Annotated in this window: 14 protein-coding genes; 8 read left to right on the top strand and 6 right to left on the bottom strand. The window is 37.0% G+C overall.

Annotated features, from left to right (window positions below):
• A partial coding sequence (locus tag ABXH34_RS11720; RefSeq protein ID WP_353572072.1) for a hypothetical protein occupies positions 1-240 on the top strand: 240 nt, incomplete at its 5' end.
• Between the two features lie 542 nt (positions 241-782).
• Positions 783-2,309, top strand: coding sequence for a methyltransferase domain-containing protein (locus tag ABXH34_RS11715; RefSeq protein WP_353572071.1), 1,527 nt, complete (start codon positions 783-785; stop codon positions 2,307-2,309).
• 297 nt (positions 2,310-2,606) lie between these two features.
• Here ABXH34_RS11715 and ABXH34_RS11710 read toward each other — a convergent pair whose 3' ends face one another.
• Positions 2,607-4,283, bottom strand: a complete 1,677-nt coding sequence (locus ABXH34_RS11710) for a substrate-binding domain-containing protein (protein ID WP_353572070.1) — start codon at positions 4,281-4,283, stop codon at positions 2,607-2,609.
• Positions 4,284-4,536: 253 nt separating this feature from the next.
• On the opposite strand from ABXH34_RS11710, the gene ABXH34_RS11705 reads away from it, so the two are divergent.
• Entirely contained in the window at positions 4,537-6,078 is a 1,542-nt protein-coding gene (locus tag ABXH34_RS11705) for a hydroxymethylglutaryl-CoA lyase-like TIM-barrel protein (RefSeq protein ID WP_353572069.1), read from the top strand.
• A 351-nt stretch (positions 6,079-6,429) separates the two neighbouring features.
• Here the strand turns inward: ABXH34_RS11705 and ABXH34_RS11700 are convergent, their stop codons facing one another.
• Positions 6,430-7,962, bottom strand: coding sequence for a sensor histidine kinase, YfiR-like protein-associated (locus ABXH34_RS11700; protein WP_353572068.1), 1,533 nt, complete (start codon positions 7,960-7,962; stop codon positions 6,430-6,432).
• A 560-nt stretch (positions 7,963-8,522) separates the two neighbouring features.
• Complete coding sequence (gene recB / locus ABXH34_RS11695; RefSeq protein WP_353572067.1) at positions 8,523-12,200, bottom strand: exodeoxyribonuclease V subunit beta; 3,678 nt, start codon at positions 12,198-12,200, stop codon at positions 8,523-8,525.
• 188 nt (positions 12,201-12,388) lie between these two features.
• Here recB and ABXH34_RS11690 point away from each other — a divergent pair, with 188 nt between their 5' ends.
• The 4 genes from ABXH34_RS11690 to ABXH34_RS11675 are packed head-to-tail and all read left to right on the top strand — an operon-like array spanning position 12,389 to position 14,410.
• Positions 12,389-13,024 (top strand): histidine phosphatase family protein, encoded by a 636-nt coding sequence (locus ABXH34_RS11690; protein WP_353572066.1) that lies wholly within the window; start codon positions 12,389-12,391, stop codon positions 13,022-13,024.
• 31 nt (positions 13,025-13,055) lie between these two features.
• On the top strand, positions 13,056-13,442 hold the full coding sequence (locus ABXH34_RS11685; RefSeq protein ID WP_353572065.1) for an SxtJ family membrane protein: 387 nt from the start codon (positions 13,056-13,058) through the stop codon (positions 13,440-13,442).
• Positions 13,442-13,594, top strand: a complete 153-nt coding sequence (locus ABXH34_RS11680) for a DUF5989 family protein (protein WP_353572064.1) — start codon at positions 13,442-13,444, stop codon at positions 13,592-13,594. The genes ABXH34_RS11685 and ABXH34_RS11680 overlap by 1 nt, the downstream gene beginning before the upstream one ends.
• Positions 13,595-13,618: 24 nt before the next feature.
• Positions 13,619-14,410, top strand: a complete 792-nt coding sequence (locus tag ABXH34_RS11675) for a sulfite exporter TauE/SafE family protein (protein WP_353572063.1) — start codon at positions 13,619-13,621, stop codon at positions 14,408-14,410.
• Between the two features lie 112 nt (positions 14,411-14,522).
• On the opposite strand, the gene ychF is transcribed toward ABXH34_RS11675, so the two are convergent.
• Together ychF and ABXH34_RS11665 are read right to left on the bottom strand one after the other, a co-directional pair.
• Positions 14,523-15,614: a redox-regulated ATPase YchF gene (gene ychF / locus ABXH34_RS11670; protein ID WP_353572062.1), complete on the bottom strand. Its 1,092-nt coding sequence runs from the start codon at positions 15,612-15,614 to the stop codon at positions 14,523-14,525.
• A 208-nt stretch (positions 15,615-15,822) separates the two neighbouring features.
• Positions 15,823-15,999, bottom strand: a complete 177-nt coding sequence (locus ABXH34_RS11665) for a rubredoxin (protein ID WP_353572061.1) — start codon at positions 15,997-15,999, stop codon at positions 15,823-15,825.
• A gap of 51 nt (positions 16,000-16,050) precedes the next feature.
• On the opposite strand from ABXH34_RS11665, the gene thiD reads away from it, so the two are divergent.
• Complete coding sequence (thiD, locus tag ABXH34_RS11660) at positions 16,051-16,827, top strand: bifunctional hydroxymethylpyrimidine kinase/phosphomethylpyrimidine kinase (RefSeq protein WP_353572060.1); 777 nt, start codon at positions 16,051-16,053, stop codon at positions 16,825-16,827.
• On the opposite strand, the gene ABXH34_RS11655 is transcribed toward thiD, so the two are convergent.
• Positions 16,828-17,748 (bottom strand): LysR family transcriptional regulator, encoded by a 921-nt coding sequence (locus ABXH34_RS11655; RefSeq protein WP_353572059.1) that lies wholly within the window; start codon positions 17,746-17,748, stop codon positions 16,828-16,830.
• Positions 17,749-18,022 lie beyond the last annotated feature (274 nt).

The raw sequence follows: 18,022 nt of genomic DNA, 5'->3' as shown, positions 1-18,022 counted from the left end.
CAAGAGTATCCATTAGACAAGTTTTCATTAATCGCTACGATGTTTAATCCTGTTGATTTATCTCGAATACTAATACTTTTAAAATTAGACATATCTGCTTTGCTAGGGTATACAGGTGCGGTATTTCAAAAGTTTTTTGGAACAAATATCGGAATGGTATTATCTACACTCGTTCTTGTATTATGGACCATTTTGCCTACCTGGAGAATTGTATCTAAATCTAAGAATAAAGACTTTTAATTCCCTTTTATAAATCCTCATTATTATATAGTTTAAAAATCAGACAAAATGTATATAATTAAGATTTATAGAATAGCAATAGTTCGGATCATCTTTTATTAAATCATACAGTGATAACCTCATAATGAGCTAGAAAGTCAAAATCTGGACGAATATTGAGTAAAATTAAAGCCAAAACCTAAGTTAGAGATAAAACTGTAAAAGCATAAATCCAGCGGCTTTACAGCTTTTTCAACAGGCAATGGATGTGATTTTATAGTCGTTTTATTTTAAAGTGATACAGGACTGGCAATCCACGATTTTAAAACTGATTGATATTTAAAGTATAAAAGAACTGCCAGTCCTCGCACTCAAGACAGAATTGACTATAGTAGTCCGCTGAGTCTGTTGGATTCTATTCTCAAGTTTGATGAGGTTTAAGGCGGTCATGGACGTATGGAAATAGCTTGCCCTGTTTTTATTCAACATCAATTCGTAGCAAAAAAGCAACTCAACTTTAGTATTAACAAATCTTGACTAAAATAAATTTGTTGGATAACAATATGTTCTCTGAAGAAATGAAACCAAAATTAGCTTTTGATGATTTCCCCGCTTTTTATGAACAAGATAATCGGCGCAATCGTGGTTTTAATCCTGTTAGCAAAGTATTTCTTGAAACTAAATTTTCGGTCTTACTTCCTCCTGATATGGTCAAAGATAAACATATTCTTGATTTAGGCTCTTGTTATGGTGCGGCAGGCCAATGGGTATTGTTTAATGGCGCAATAAGCTATACGGGAGTGGAAGTCCAGAAAAATTATGCACAACAATCACAAGAGTTACTCTCACATTGGGGGCAGCGTGCAACAGTAGTTCAGCAAGATGTACGTAGTTATCTTACACAAGCCGCATCTAAGCATTTTGACTTAGTTGTTGTGGCTGGCATTCTTTATCATTTTATTGATACCAAAAGTATTATCGATGCAATTTGCCGTTTATGTAAAGAAAGTGTGATTGTTGAAACCAATTATCCACCCGGTATGCGCTCTGGAATATTACCGCTTGATGTCGCTGTAACGGAATATGTCAGCGACCAAGAAGTAAATCTTGCTGAAGGCAATCAATCTATGTTTGGTATTTCTGCGACGACTTCACTCCCCGCATTAGATATTTTATTTGGCTTGAATGGCTTTAACAAACAACAAAAACTCAATTTTCCTATTAGCCCTGATACGATTATTTATGATGAACATGTGTTAGGTGACACCGACTTACACATTAGATTTGCCGCACATTATTATTGTGACGCAGTAGCAAAACCACTTGTCACACTGGAAAGTAATTTGCCCCAACAGCAGGGTGAAAAACGCCATTGGACAGATGACCCTGTTGCTCAAAACAATACAAAAGCGTATCAACAGCAAGCCCATGCTTTAAAACAAGATGACGATACAGGTTTATGGAAGTTTGACGCAAACATAGCTCAACAATTTGAACAGATTGCGAGACGGGAAATTCCTGATTATTTGCGGGTGATTGATCTTTGTATACGGGTGATTAGTAAAAGCAAGTTGCAACAACCTAAAATCATCGATGTGGGCAGCGCATTAGGCGAAACTTTAAAACAATTGCATCAACAAGGCTATGAAAATATTTACGGTGTAGAATGTTCCGCCGATATGTTAGCCAAATCATTTGATAAAGCCACCTTAATTCATTCCGAACAGTTTCCAGAGCAATATGCCCCTTTTGATTATGTCATTAATAATTGGACGTTGCATTTTATCCCAGAGCGAGTTGCGTATCTTGCCGCAATTAAACGTTCATTAGCACCGAGCGGCACATTAATTTTGACTGATAAAGTTTCTTCTAGCGAATGTACCCATGAATTGTATTACGATATGAAACGGACTAATGGTGTATCAGAACAAGAAATTGAGCAAAAACGCCAGCAAATTGAAGGAGTTTTAGTCACCTCGCCGTTTACTTGGTATATAGAAACGTTAGATAGCTTAGGCTTTGAGCAGATTGAAATTATCAACGCCAATACCGCTTTTGTGACATTTATGGCGATTAATCCCAGTCAGTGAATTTTTATAAATAGCAATTTTATCTGTAATTTAGATAATTATTTCAATAATAAGCTTATTTTATATTTTTATTGAGGATGATTTCTATATATTATTTTTAAATCAAATAGATAATTTGTTATGCTGAAGCTGTTATTTTAGTTTAAGTTGAATTAAGCTTGATGGTTGTATAAATGTAAGAGACGATCAATGAGCTGGATAAATCTGTGGTGATTCTAATCAATAGTTTCATCAAGCCACTTCCCAACTCAATGATGATGTTCAGTTGGGAAATCCTTGATTTAAGCATATACTGATTTAAAAGAACGTTGCAATATCTTGAAATACAACCCCAATATCGGTTGTTTCCGCAGAATACGCTTTACTATAGGCTGCTTCTGCAATCTTTTTCAAAATAGATATTTCTGCATCAGCACCATACGCAATAGGATAAATACCTATATCTTTGTTACTTGATTGCTTAATTTTTTCTAGTAAACTTTCTAATGTTGCATCCTTGCTATGCCCATCTGTACCATCACTTAATACAATAATTGCTGAAATACTGTCGTTTTTAAAATTTTCAACCATATAATCGTAAGCACTGTCAATTGCATCATAGAGAGCTGTCCCACCATTACTTCTAATTGTATTCAGAACATGCTCAAAAAACAGTCGATTAGATTCTAGGTATTGCTGTTTTCCTAGCCATGAAATCTTATGATTAAACAATAATAAAGAAAACTTATCTTCTGCTTTTAACATCTCTAATAATTCCAATGCACCTTCACGGGCAAATTGGATTTTATTCTGCCCTTTCATACTGCCTGAAATATCAAAAACCAGCATAATGTCCGAATGTTTTTTATTCTTTTGCCAAATTGTTAACAGTTTTTCCATCACTTTAGCCTGAGGAATCGGTAAGATGGTTTGAGGTTGTTTTGGATCAACACCATGAGCAATGTCAAATGGGGCTTGTAATGGAATATCCAAATTAGCAGGTCTTAAACCATATTGTTGTGCTTTGACTTGTTGTGCTTCGGCTAATAAATAATCAGTGAATATTTTTGCTGCTGCACGATGTTTTTTTGAAACCCATTCACGTTCTACAACGCCAATCGGATGATCGCTCCAGAATGTCCCTTCTTTAGGATAAATTGCTACAATAGGAGATTCTAGCTTATATTGAGGTAAATAAGACTCAATCACCATGTTTTCATATAGCACCACAGCATTCAATAAATTTGAACCATGAGCAAATAATTTTTTACTGAAAAAGCCCGTTGAACGACCATAATGAATCACCGAACGTTCAATCGCTTGGATAAAATCCTTGGTTTTCTGCTTTTCAACATCTTTAATTTTTAATACCCGATTTTTACCTGCACCAGCATAAGCCTCTGCTAAAGCTGAGATCATGCCACTATTACTGTACTCAGGATGAGTGTGACCAAATTTAAATCTACCCCATTCAGGATGTCCAAATTCTCCCCAACCCTCTTCACTATTGGCTAATTTAAAAATTTCTTCCCAACCAATTAATTTATCTGGCCAACCCAAGGCCTCTGCCATCGGCTGCCACATGGCAATTACAACAGGGGACAACACTAAATTATGTGTGTCATTGACAAGGGTTTTCTGTGCGTCACTTTCTGCTCTTGCATTATATAATTTGATAAAAATATTAGATGCTGGACTTACTAGATGTGGCTGATGTGTACCGTCAACCAACATTTGCATCATTTCACCTGAACCCATCGGTTTTGCATTAATTTGTACGATAATTTTTTTCTTTTCATCACCTAATTTAGCTTGATTAAAGGCAGGAATCACTTCATTAAACCATGCTTGTTTTTCTGAACTATAAACCAGCTCTAGCTCAATTGTCTCAGTTTTGGCAAAAAAACTAAAAAAAGCGTAACTGGGCTGTGAAATAGCAAACATAAACAAATAGATGAATATCAAGCTATAACGCAGATTCTTCAAAATATTCATAGGTGACTCCTATACTATGGTATTCTTCATTATTCTACTATAAACCCATCGAATAATGAGTAATATTTTTTATCTTATAAGGTTTGGCTTTTTACAAATCTGACCAAGCTTTATAGAGTTATGCTTATTTGTTAGACTGCAATCAAGCTTATACTTATAAAAACAGCACCACCATCCTAAGGAGTGCAAGTTGATGCAAAAGCTTGCAAGGGAAGAGAGTACGTTGACTATTGGTTTTTAGAGGGAATTGATTTTGAGTACTGTACCAAGCTTAGAAATAATGGATACAACCTTAAGAGACGGCGAGCAAATGCAAAATGTCTCTTATACCACTGAAGAAAAACTCACCTTATCAAAAATTTTACTGACTGAGGTTAAAGTTGATCGTTTAGAAATTACCTCAGCTCGGGTTTCTGAAGGTGAAAAGAAAACAGTTAAAAAAATATTGGATTGGGCTCAAGATGCTGGGTTTGTTGATAAATTCGAAATTTTAAGCTTTATTGATGGAGACCGCTCTGTTCAGTGGGCAAAATCAGTTGGGATTCAACGCCTCAATTTATTAACCAAAGGCTCATATAAGCACTGTTCAGAACAATTACGTAAAACGCCTGAGCAACATATTGAAGATATTCGCGCCACAATCAATTCGATTGCCGAAAATGGTTTACAAACCAATGTCTATTTAGAGGATTTTTCTAATGGGATTAAAGATTCACCTCAATATATATTTGATTTAATTGAAGCATTGAATGAATTACCTGTGCAGCGGATTTTATTACCCGATACTTTGGGTATTTTTAATCCATTTGAAACTTATGAATATATTAGCCAAGTAATTCAACGTTATCCCCAGACTCATTTTGAATTCCATCCTCATAATGACTATGGCGTAGGCACTGCAAATGCGCTGGCGGCGGCAAGAGCAGGGATCAAAGGGATTCATACAACCGTAAATGGTATGGGTGAACGCGCGGGTAATGCGCCACTGGACGAAGTCGTAATTGCAATTCGGGATTTTTTAAATATCAAGGTCAATGTGGATGAAACCAAGCTGCATAAAGTATCACAATATGTAGAGATGTTTTCAGGTCAGCGCATGGCACATAACAAGCCAATTTATGGTAAAAATGTGTTTACGCAAACTGCTGGTATTCACGCAGATGGTGATAAAAAAGGTCAGTTGTATTCAAATCCATTAAAACCAGAGCGATTTAATCGAAAAACGAAATATGCACTAGGCAAGCTATCTGGAAAAGCCAATTTAGATATGTGCTTACGTGAGCTTGATATTGAAATAAGTGAGGAAGAAAAGCAAGTTTTACTCAAAAAAATTATCGAGCTAGGTGATAAGAAAGAAATCATCACTACCGAAGATTTGCCGTATTTAATTTTAGATGTATTTGAAATGCCTGAAGACCGGCCATTTAAGTTGCTGTATTGTTCCATTAATTCAACTTATCAGCTTAAACCTGTTGCAGCGATTAAATGCGCTCATCATGATCGTGTGGTTGAGGCTTATTCTCACGGCAATGGTGGTTATGATGCGTTTATGAATGCCTTGCAAGAAGTTTTATTTGAGTTCAATATTCCGATGCCACAATTGCTAGATTATAGCGTGACGATTCCACCAGGTGGTCAAACCAATGCTTTAGTGCAAGCGGCTATTTCATGGCAAATTAAGAAAAATGGTAAGCCGTTAACTGTAACAACACGCGGCGTTGATCCAGATCAAAACATGGCAGCAATTGAAGCCACCGTAAAAATGATTAATACCATTGTTTCTCATGCTTTGTGAACGTCTTAGAAAATAGATTGGATACTGTAGCAAATAAATGCGGCTAAAATAACTCACTCCCAAATCAAGTTTGGGAGTGAGGAATTGAATCCATTAAATTATTTATGCTAAACATAAGAGGTTTCTGAACTCATCATTCAAGTTACGCAAAATGAAAAAAAGTTTGAAAGAGTAGGGTGGAATAGATGAGCCTTTTGATGTTAGTTATTATGAATAAACTATCACTCACCGTATTCCACCATCCCAAGTGTATCGCATATTTTGTTGGAAAACGCTGCACTATTCCATCCTACATTAAATGAAAAGTGCTTTTATTTGCGTAAGTTGAGCTCATCATAATGAATGCAAGAGCTATCTTTGTTTTATAACCAGTAAAGTAATATCATCATAGACTTTAGCACTACCAATGTGAGCTTCAACATCTTTAATCACCTTATCACTCAGGTTATGAGATGACAGCCCCCAGTTTTGACTCACAATTTCACTTAAGCGCTCAACACCATAAAATTCTTTGTTTATATTTTCAGCTTCAGTAATACCATCAGTGAATAGGATGAGACCATCACCAGATTCTAGCTTAAGTTCTAAACAGGAAACAAAGTCATCAATATCAGGTTCTAAACCAATAATAAAACCTAAGTCAAACGTATCAATACGTTCTACTTCACCTGTTTTACGCGCTACTAAAATTTCTTCATGTTGGCCGGTTAAATGTAATACACCATCTTCATAATCTATCAATGATAATGTTAGATTTTTATCAGAACCCATACGCCGTGCATTTTGATAAATAGCCCGATTTAAGGTGACTAAAAACTCTTTGTAATCATGAACCTCATTAACCAATAATGTGCGCACCGCCATTTGAACCATCAACATCAATACGCCGCTGGCTAAACCATGCCCCGTCACATCACCGATACCAATTTTAATCCGATTTCCATACTGTAAGACATCATAATAATCGCCACCGACCTCATCAGCTGGCTGCATATAACCATAAATATCAAGCTCTTTAATTTGTTCCAACTCAATTTGTTTTGGTAAAACCATTTGTTGTAGCTGACGGGTAATATCTAACTCTGCACTCATGCGCATATTTTCAGCTTTAAGCCTAGTATTTAATTGCACAATTTCTTCTGTTGCTTGTGCTAATTCTGTATTCCGTGTCTCAATTTGAGTCAGCATATTGTTAAAACCGTCAATCAGTTTACCAAGCTCATCTTCACTATTTTTTCGTTCCCGAACAGAATAATTTTTTTCTTCCGAAACAATACGCATGGTTTCAACTAAGCTGTAAATAGGCTTGGTAATAATGGTTTGAAACCAGTGGGCTAACCCTATTGAAATAAGAATTGCAGCGAATAAAGTCGCCAAAATTACCTGCATTGCCCACCCAAGGCGCTTATTAAGCTGGCTTAAATCCGAGCGAATATAGACCGTACCAAGCAATTTACCGTTAAAATTCATTGGTCGATAAATATCTACATAAAGCCGGGTAAATCGATGTTGCAATTGTGGATTTTCAATAAAATTTAAGATATTGGTATCTGATAAGATATTGCTTGAATGCTCCCCTTCCCTAATATAATTTGCAAATATTTCTTCTTTACTCAGGATCGCACCCATGACGATGGTTTGGTCTGCTTTTAATGAGGTTATATTTTCTCCAGCGGTATCCGCATCATCAAACATGAGTGCTGCGGTGGCATTTTTTCCGATAATATCTGCCAGTGTTTTTAAATCTGCAACCATATTTTTTTTAAAACTAATTAAATCATTTGCGACAAATGCACCCGTTGCCAACAAGACCACTATCATACTGGTTGTGACAATAATAAAGCTGAGCTTTTTCTTGATAGAAATCTTGTGGAATCTAAACATTGCATATTCCTTTTTACAATGGGTTTGCCATCTTGGCGCTTATTGATATAGTCATTTTATTTTAAGATGATACAGGACTGGCAGTCCTTGGTTTTAAAACTATTTGATATTTAAAGTATTTCAGGACTGCCAGTCCTCACACATAACAAGAAATTCACTATAGTATCAATCGTTATTCAAGCCAATATATTCATTTCGGCTATTTTATTTTAATTATCCTACATGAAACTTAGATGACGTTGATAAATAATTATTAGTTTTGCATTTTTCTGAATAGATTCAATAGCTAAGGCTTATAACCATCACGATACTGAAAGCCTGAATCTAATTGCAGTAAGCTATTTAGGCTAAAACATAAATAACCTGTATTTACTACAAAAATCGGTATATGTTTAAAACAATACTCAACTCATGAATTAATATTTACATATAATAAAACCAAAAATTGCAATGCTTTAGATATGTTTTTTAACTAGAATATGATAACTGTTCTTGTTTATTCGTGATTAAGTAAAGCATTTAGCAATGTTATAAAAGTAAGCTTAGATTGAATAATCATATTAAGCATCTTTTATCCCAAATAATTCAGACAATGCCTCAATCAAATCTTTCGACGGCATATCATAAAAAACACCAGCCTCATTGCCCCATTCTGGACGCATTCCACGTACAAACAAATAATATACACCGCCAAAATGCTGTTCATAATTATAATCTGCTAAACGCAAACTTAAATAACGATGTAAAGCCACAGTATAAATATGATATTGCAGTAAATAACGCTCACGCTGCACCACAAAATTAAGTTGCTCAAATTGGTAATCATACGGCTGATTACCTAAAAAATGGGTTTTATAATCCACAATATAAAATTTGCCCTCAAACTCAAAAACCATATCAATATAGCCTTTGAGCAAACCTTGTACAGGTGAGAACTCTAAACGATTAAATTGAGGATTTAAAGGCACTTGCATCGATTGGGCATGTTGTTGAAAAATAGCTTGAATATCACGAGGCTGAATCGGATTTAATGGATAATAAAACTCCAACTCATCAAGACGCTTATCTTTACTGATATGACCTAATACAAACTGTGGATTTTCTGTATTCAGCGGAGTTTGCAATACATTATGTATAAATTTCAATAAAATAGAATGCCATTGCTCATATTCATAGCCTGCATTGCTCATCAGATATTCAAGCCGTTTAGCCAAAATATCACTATCAGAAGTAAAATCTAGTTTTTCAAACAAAGTATGCAAGAAAACCCCCGCATTTGCCCCACGTGGAAAATCAAAAATACTGGGTTCAGTATCCAATACAATATCCAATGTTGCAACGGGTTTCATTTGGCTCATTTCATCATGGTCAGGCCGCTCATGAATATCGGTACTGCTAGATTTTTTATGTGAAGTTAACGCACTAAAACTGGAGACTGCCCAGCGTTTATTAATCTGTCCCATAAAGTCACGGACTTTTAAATATAGTTCTGATTCTGCTTGACGTTGATATGAAATGGCTTGTGTCAATATCTGACTGATTGCAATTGTATTTTCAGAGCTTTGAATCACTTGATGTATATCGTGCTCTAAGCTGGCATCATTCACACTGGAAAATGTTTTACTATCAATTTGCGGATGGAGTAAATGTGCCAATGGTGAAGTCTCTGAACCTGAAAAATTACCCCATAATAAATAACAGCGATGTTTAGCACGAGTCACAGCAACATAGAATAAACGTAAGTTTTCAGCCTGTTCTTCCAATAAAGCGGATTCTAAGTTAATTTCTTGCTGTTTTGAGCCAATATCTAACACCCGCTGTCCTGTCTCATCATGAAAAATAAATTGGCCTTGCTTGCCTTTTTGGCGTGCGTTATGTAGTTTCCCATCCCAAATGTAAGGACAAAATACGATAGGATATTCCAAACCTTTGCTTTTATGAATAGTGACAATTTTAACCCGTTTTTCATCACTTTCTAATCTAAGCTGCAATTCTTCATTTTCTGTACGCCCAGTTTGCTGCTGTTGGCCTAACCAATGACACAACGCATCAGCCCCTAATTTATGTTGCATTGTTGCTTGCTGTAATACTTCACCCGCATGGAGCAAGTTGGTTAAACGCCGCTCACCATCAGAAAACTTTAACAAACGGGCTGCAACCTGCTCTTGACGCAATAACGCTCTAAACATTTGAATAAAGCCTTGTTGCTGCCAGATGAAATTATAATGATGTAAACGTTTTAAGTGTTTTGACCAAGTGTGTTCATTTTCAACAATAGCCTGCAATTCACTGCCTGTTAAGCCAAAAATATGGGTGGTTAAAGCAGCTTTGACTAGACCTTCTTGATGTGGTTCTGAAATCGCTCTTAAAATCCGATAGATTTCTATCATTTCAATGGTTTCAAATAAACTATCTTGACTATAAATCACACTAGGAATTTGCTGAGAACGTAGCACTTGTTGCAATTGTCGGGCTTGGTCATTGGTTCGGACTAAAATAGCAATATCACCCGCTTCAATCGGTTTTTGCTTTATTTCGTCATTTTCATCACTTGTCTGAATGACCGCTTCGCCATGCAAGGCCAAATTTAATAACCGCGCAATTTCTGAAGCCACGACTTGAGGAATAAACTTGTTAGCCGCATCTTTGCTTATCGGTTTGGTTTCTGGCAACCCTAATTGTTCACGCTTCACCAACCATAATTGTAATGGGGATTGCGCTTGATTTTGAATTATGAGCTGGGCAGATTTCGGGTTATTTTGTGGCGGACTAACGGGGTGAAACGGAATTTCTTCAAAAAGAAACGGATTATTGGCTTTAGAATAGCTAAATAAATAATTGATTGCATGAATTAAACAGCTTTCAGAACGCCAATTAGTATTTAAAGTATGATGCGCTTGGGCATGATGATAAGCATCAATATAAGCGAAAATATCCGCGCCCCGAAAGCTGTAAATCGCCTGTTTGGGATCGCCAATAAAAAATAAAATCGGATTTTCCTCACGAGCATAGACTTGATGGAAAATTTGATATTGTACGGGATCAGTGTCTTGGAATTCATCGATCAACGCTGCGTGATATTTACGCCGAATCGAAGTCGCTAAATATTCACCAAAATGTGAAGTTAAACCTTTGTAAACCCCCGTTAATAAATCATCGAAAGACTGTATTTGTTGCTGCATTTTACGTTGTTGCAACATAATGTCAGCTTGCTCAAATAACTTGAGTTTCAAGGCTAAAAACTGGTTGTCATAAATTCCTAAATCTTCATCATATTGACCGACTAAGGCATATTGAGCTGAAAGCAATTGCTCACATAAATTAAAAAAAGCATGACTTGGAGGCGTACCTGATTTTTTAGTGGCATTCTGTAAGGTTTCAGGGGTGAATTTAATAAAATTTTTCGGCAAAGCAATATTGGGTAAATTAGCAAAAAACTCATCTAATTCGCTAAACCAATTGGGAATATTTTTTTGTTTATACCGAGTTCTATTTAAATCAGGATGTTCTAAAAGTAATTTTAATAAATCCTGTCTCTCGGTTTGCCATAAGGCCTTAGCCTGTTGAAAACTGTTTAAAAAACTGTGTTCATACAATTTCGGGTCTTTTAGCTCAATCTGTTCAGGTTCTATGCGTAAAAATGGCTGGCCGATCAATTTGCCATTGTCAATAATTTGCATCAATTGCTCAGGACTTTCACACACGCCACCGAGTAAATAAGAAATAAACAAACTATTAGCAGGATAAATATATTGTCGCCAGAAATCTTCAACAATCTGTTTTAATAATGGTTTCTGGTCTTTAACCAATTCAAGCTCAAATAAAATCCCGCTTTCAAACGCATTGTCTTGCAAAGTACGACGACAAAAGCTGTGAATGGTATAAATTGCGGCTTCGTCAAATCCTCGAATCGCTAATTTTAAATAACTTATTGCTTCATCATGTTGCGGGTATTTTTGTAGTAATTTTTGCAACAATTCGTCATCACTATGACCTTGCTCAAATGCAGTCAAAGTTTCAGCCAAACGTTTACGAATCCTATCGCGCAATTCACCTGTCGCCGCTTCGGTAAAAGTGACTACCAAAATTTTATCAACAGGAATATGGGTTTCTAGCACCAAACGCACGAATAAAATCGCAATAGTATAGGTTTTTCCTGTGCCTGCGCTGGCTTCAATCAGATTGATACCATTTAAGTCAACGCTTAGTGGATCAATAGCTTGTACGTTTTGAGACATGTTAATTTTCTAATTCTTAAACAGTTTTTGCTAGATAAGGTTGTTTATAAGCCATTATAGCGATTTTAATCAGGATTAGTTGTCATTTTAAAATCATGGTGACTCTATTTGCGAGACCAAGTTTGTAACTAGACAATGCAATATAAGATGTCTATGCTAACGACATTTTTATGAACTGCGTAAATCTTATGAAACCAACACAAGTATTCGTCGTCCGTCATGGGGAGACAACTTGGAATAAAGAACAGCGTTTGCAAGGGCATTTGGATAGCCAATTAACCCCAAAGGGTATTGCTCAGGCTCAAGCCTTAGGTGAGAATTTGAAACATCATGATTTTGATGCAATTTATGCCAGCGATTTAACTCGAGCTCGGGTGACGGCTGAAAATATTGCTTCTGAAAAACATTGTCCGATTACGCTTGAACCTCAACTGCGAGAACGGCATTTAGGGATTTTTCAAGGTCATACCCGTAAGGAATTGGCTGAAAAATTTCCTGTAGAAGCCAAGCCTTATTTAAATTATAAACCTGATTATGAAATTCCTGAGGGTGAAAGTTTGGTGCAATTTTGTCAGCGCAGTATGGATTGTTTTAATCAATTGGTTTCACAGCATAAACAAGGTAAAATTTTGATTGTGACTCATGGCGGTGTCTTGACTTGCTTGTTTAAAACCGTTGTGGGTGTGCCTTTGAGTACGCCGCGTAACTTTGTGTTATTGAATACCAGCCTCAATGTTTTTTCGCATCACAAAGGGCGTTGGATATTGGAAAGTTGGGGTGATTTGAGCCACTTACAAAATATGACGGCACTTGATGATAGTTAAGTTGGGATATTTAATTTATAAAGAGTGAGTTATGCAAAAACAATTACGTGAATTTGGTTTGATTATGGCTGGCATGATTGCTGGCTTATTTGGGCTGTTGTTGCCCTTCTTATTTGCTAAACCGTATCCTGTTGCGCCTTGGATTATTGCGGCGATTTTTACTGGTTTTGCACTGATTTTGCCGTTGGCATTACAACCTGTATTTAGCTTATGGATGCGGATTGGTGATGTGTTAGGCTGGGTCAATACTCGAGTGATTTTAGGTGTTTTGTTTTATTTTTTGATAACACCATTGGCTTTAATCATGCGCGGGTTTGGTTATCAGCCGCTAAAATTAGCCGCAAAACAGCCTGAATTAACAAGCTATCGCACTCTATCAAAACCTCGTCCAATTAAACATATAGAGCGTCCTTTCTGATGTTAGAATTATTTAAAGATTTATGGGATTTTATGAAAGAGCGCAAAAAGTTCTGGCTCGCTCCCATCATTATCGTCATGTTATTGCTTGGCGGCATTATTGTATTTAGTCAAGGTTCGGCTGTTGCGCCATTTATTTATACCTTGTTTTAAACATTACTGTTTAGGAGTCTAATATTGGAAGTTATTATCAGTTTATTAATATTAGGGATTGTCGCAGGTATTTTAGCGGGTTTGCTTGGTGTGGGCGGAGGCTTGGTCATTGTCCCTGTTATTGTATGGATTTTTGGTCAGAATTTAGATTTTCCAGCTCATTATTTGTTACATATTGCGATTGGTACATCGCTGGCGACCATTGTTGTGACAGCGATTTCATCAATCATTGCCCATCAACGACATGGTGCAATACATTGGGATATTGTGCGCAATATTATTCCAGGATTGATTGTTGGAGCATTATTAGGCGCGGTGATTGCCGATGCTTTGCCACATCGAGAATTAAAGATATTTTTTGCTATTTTCGTTTTGTTATCAGCGATTAAAATGTTGCTTAATATTGATCCGCCTGCAGGTCATAAATTACCTAAACTATTGGGATTAAATGTAGCAGGTACAGTGATTGGCAGTATTTCTGCCATTGTGGGTATCGGTGGTGGTACGTTAACCGTGCCTTTTTTGACTTGGTGCAATGTGCCGATTCGTAATGCGGTTGCGACTTCAAGCACTTGTGGTTTACCGATTGCTTTAGCAGGCGCAGTTGGATTTATTGTGACAGGCTGGGGTTTGGAAGAATTACCAGAATGGTCATTAGGTTATGTCTATTTACCCGCATTTATCGCTATTGTGCCAACCAGTATGCTATTTGCGCCTGTCGGTGCGAAATTAGCCCATACGATTCCAATTAAGCATTTAAAACGAGTCTTTGCTATTTTATTATGCGTAGTCGGCATTCAGATGTTGTTAAGTTAGGATATGTTATTGAAAAAAATGACTTATAGATGGATAGCCCTAGATTAAAAAAACGATCTGACTCCCAAACCTCGTTTGGGAGTAGCACTAAAAGCGATGTTTTTTACACTATTTAAACATTAAATCTAAAGTGCATTACGTCGCCATCTTGCACAATATATTCCTTGCCTTCTAATCGCCATTTACCCACTTCTTTTGCACCTTGTTCACCTTTGCAGCCAATAAAATCATCATAGCCAACCACCTCAGCACGAATAAAACCACGCTCAAAATCAGTATGAATAACGGCGGCGGCTTGTGGTGCAGTTGCGCCGATTCTGACTGTCCAAGCACGTACTTCTTTCTCGCCTGCGGTGAAATAGGTTTGTAAGCCTAATAAACTGTAACCTGCATGAATCACCCGATTTAAACCCGGTTCTTCCATCCCCATTTCTTGTAAAAATTCGATTTGCTCTTCCGCATCTAAACCAATCAATTCCGCTTCAGTTGCTGCACAGACAGGGACAACGATTGCATTTTCTTCTATAGCTAATTCACGTACTTGATCTAAATAAGGATTGTTTTCAAACCCATCTTCATTGACATTGGCAATATATAAAGTGGGTTTTACAGTTAATAAATGTAATTCAGCAAGTTGCGCCTGTTCATCTGTAGTTAATTCCAGTGCACGAACGGGTAAATTTTCATTTAAATGGGCTGATACTTTTTCAAACAATGCCTTTTTAGCAATTGCTTCTTTGTTGCCACTCTTAGTTTGCTTACTGATTTTTAGTGTAGCACGCTCAACCGCATCCAAATCAGATAAAGAAAGCTCGGTGTTAATCACTTCAATATCTGATAACGGATTAACTTTGCCAGCAACGTGAATCACATCATCATTATCAAAGCAGCGCACAACATGCGCAATCGCCTGCGTTTCACGAATATTGGCTAAAAACTGATTACCTAGACCTTCCCCTTTGGACGCACCCGCCACCAAGCCTGCAATATCAACAAACTCCATGGTAGTTGGGAGGGTTTTCTGTGGTTTGACAATTTCGCTGAGTGCATCTAAACGCTTATCTGGCATGGCAACCACACCAACATTAGGATCAATCGTACAAAAGGGATAGTTTTCTGCTTGGATATCTGCTTCAGTTAGTGCGTTAAATAAAGTGGATTTGCCTACGTTAGGTAAACCAACAATGCCACATTTAAAACCCATAGTATTCTCTTTTCGGTAAATGACTCAGTTATTAAGCACGTATTATCGTGTAAGTGTGGGTATTTTTCAAAAGCTTATTTATAAGTATCGATATAATAGTCAATAAAAGGCAGGAAAAAAGGCTGGCAGCCCGCGATTTTTAAATATAATGTCTTGATTATTGTCGGAGCTGCCAATCTTCAATAGTTGAAAAATACTAGCTTAAAGTTTATTCTTCAACGACTTGAAAATCACCTTTGCCTACGTTACATTCAGGACATAACCAGCTATCTGGCACGTCAGCCCATAATGTACCTGCAACAATACCTGTACCAGGATCGCCAACTGCTTCGTCATAAATATATTGGCAAATGACACAAACATACTTTTTATAATTGTTAGCCATTGTCATACTTCCTTAGTCAACTACATAACGACCGCGTACCATACCGAAATTATGCAAAATACTCAACTACCGATTGTCCTTGTTTTTGCTGGCAATGATCCTACGGGTGGCGCAGGATTATGTGCAGATACTCAAGCACTTGCCCTCACAGGCTGCCATATTGCTCCCGTTGTCACTTGTACCACGATTCAAGATACCCGCAATGTGTATCAGATTCTGCCTATCGAAAAAAATCATATTTTGCAACAAGCTGAGTCCGTTGTAACAGATATGCCGATTGCTGCAATTAAATTAGGTTTATTGGGCAGTTTAGGGGCAATTGAAGCGGTTTCACAGATTTTACACACTTATCCCTTACTTCCTGTCATTTTTGATCCTATTTTAGCAGCGGGTGGTGGGCAAAATTTATCCAATCAAAGCATACAAAATGCGTTACTCAATTTGATTGTGCCATATACAACGGTGATGACACCCAATACGCAGGAAATACAAAAATTAACAGGTTTCAATGATTGGCAATGGGCAGCAAGTGAGTTACAGAAGAAAGGCTGTGAATGGGTGTGTTTGACAGGGACGCATGATGATACGGACTCAGTAATTAATCGCTTATATCATCAGCAACGATGTGTGCAAAGCTTACAATGGGACAGATTGCCAGCAAGCTATCATGGTTCAGGTTGTACCTTGGCGGCAAGTCTTGCGGGTTATATCGCACAAGGAAAATCAATACCAAATGCAGTAGAAGCGGCGCAACAACTGACTTATCGCAGTTTGCAACAGGGTTATCAAGCTGGACAAGGACAGTGGCTACCTTACCGCATCGGGTAATTATTGCTGATGCACGTCAATTTTTTGGACAATTTCTTTCGTTTCTGTGGTTAAGAAATCCAAGAAAGTACGCGCGACAAGAGATAGTTTTTTCTCTGTTAAATGTACAGCATACCAATGGCGCATTAATGGAAAATTTTTCACATCTAACATGGTAATCATATTGGCGGATAATTCTAATGATAAAGTGTGACGTGATAAAACCGATAAGCCTAAGCCTGCAATAACGCCTTGTTTAATCGCTTCACTGCTGCCTAATTCCATCCCTGTTTTTAAAGTGAGATTATGCTCATCAAAACAACGACTCATCGCCAAACGTGTACCTGAGCCATGTTCACGGACTAAAAAGATTTCATTGGCTAATTTTTCTAATGGGATATTACGTTCACCTGCCAATGGATGACTTGGTTTTGCTAGTACAACCAATGGATTATCTAAAAATTGATGGATTTTCACATTAAGCTGCTCAGGCACTTGACCCATAATCACTAAATCATCTTCATTGTCTGCAAGGCGTTGCAAGATTTGAGTGCGATTGGTGACATTCAAACGGATATTGACTTCAGGATAACGCTTGAGAAAAGTGCTTAAAATATGTGGAATAAAATAAGTTGCCGTCGTTACCACCGATATTTTCAGCGTGCCTTTCACCGTGCCTTGTAATTCATTCAGCGTCATTTCCAGCATTTCGATGCGATCAAAAATATCATGACAGGCTTCGTATAATTCTTTTCCTGCTTGAGTTAAATAGATTTTTTTGCCAATTTGTTCAAACAAAGGAGTCCCGATATGACTTTCGAGTTGCTTAATTTGAGTTGAAACCGCAGGCTGGGTTAGACACATTTCGGCCGCTGCACGGGTAAAGCTTAAGTGACGCGCCACCGCCTCAAATAGAGTTAATTGGCGTAAAGTCATATACATAAACAAATCCTTATAGAAGACTTGTGGGTCTATAAAATATTTTAATATAGTAAGGAAACCGCGTAATGTTTTTTTAAATATTTCTACTTTAAGAGGTAGAGTTTTAAAAAATAGTTCTTGTGGTACGTTCTTTAAAAGGGGTTCTGAGAGAAGAACTTATGTAGCATTTAATGAGTTATTAGATCAGTTATCTCCTAATAATTTTAAAGAATTAAAAAAAAATCGTTATATTTTACGAGTTAGAACTAATAACCATTTTCGATCAGGGTTTAAA

Source organism: Candidatus Albibeggiatoa sp. nov. BB20, from assembly GCA_016744725.1.
Taxonomy (GTDB): domain Bacteria; phylum Pseudomonadota; class Gammaproteobacteria; order Beggiatoales; family Beggiatoaceae; genus Albibeggiatoa.
This window is presented reverse-complemented; position numbering and strand designations above follow the sequence as displayed.

Bases quoted from the DNA above. Each gene is read 5' to 3' on its own strand.
- ABXH34_RS11690 (WP_353572066.1), top strand. From the start codon at position 12,389: ATGAAACCAACACAAGTATTCGTCGTCCGTCATGGGGAGACAACTTGG.
- ABXH34_RS11700 (WP_353572068.1), bottom strand. From the start codon at position 7,962: ATGTTTAGATTCCACAAGATTTCTATCAAGAAAAAGCTCAGCTTTATT.
- ABXH34_RS11655 (WP_353572059.1), bottom strand. From the start codon at position 17,748: ATGTATATGACTTTACGCCAATTAACTCTATTTGAGGCGGTGGCGCGT.
- ABXH34_RS11710 (WP_353572070.1), bottom strand. From the start codon at position 4,283: ATGAATATTTTGAAGAATCTGCGTTATAGCTTGATATTCATCTATTTG.
- ychF (WP_353572062.1), bottom strand. From the start codon at position 15,614: ATGGGTTTTAAATGTGGCATTGTTGGTTTACCTAACGTAGGCAAATCC.
- ABXH34_RS11685 (WP_353572065.1), top strand. From the start codon at position 13,056: ATGCAAAAACAATTACGTGAATTTGGTTTGATTATGGCTGGCATGATT.
- ABXH34_RS11680 (WP_353572064.1), top strand. From the start codon at position 13,442: ATGTTAGAATTATTTAAAGATTTATGGGATTTTATGAAAGAGCGCAAA.
- recB (WP_353572067.1), bottom strand. From the start codon at position 12,200: ATGTCTCAAAACGTACAAGCTATTGATCCACTAAGCGTTGACTTAAAT.
- ABXH34_RS11665 (WP_353572061.1), bottom strand. From the start codon at position 15,999: ATGGCTAACAATTATAAAAAGTATGTTTGTGTCATTTGCCAATATATT.
- thiD (WP_353572060.1), top strand. From the start codon at position 16,051: ATGCAAAATACTCAACTACCGATTGTCCTTGTTTTTGCTGGCAATGAT.
- ABXH34_RS11715 (WP_353572071.1), top strand. From the start codon at position 783: ATGTTCTCTGAAGAAATGAAACCAAAATTAGCTTTTGATGATTTCCCC.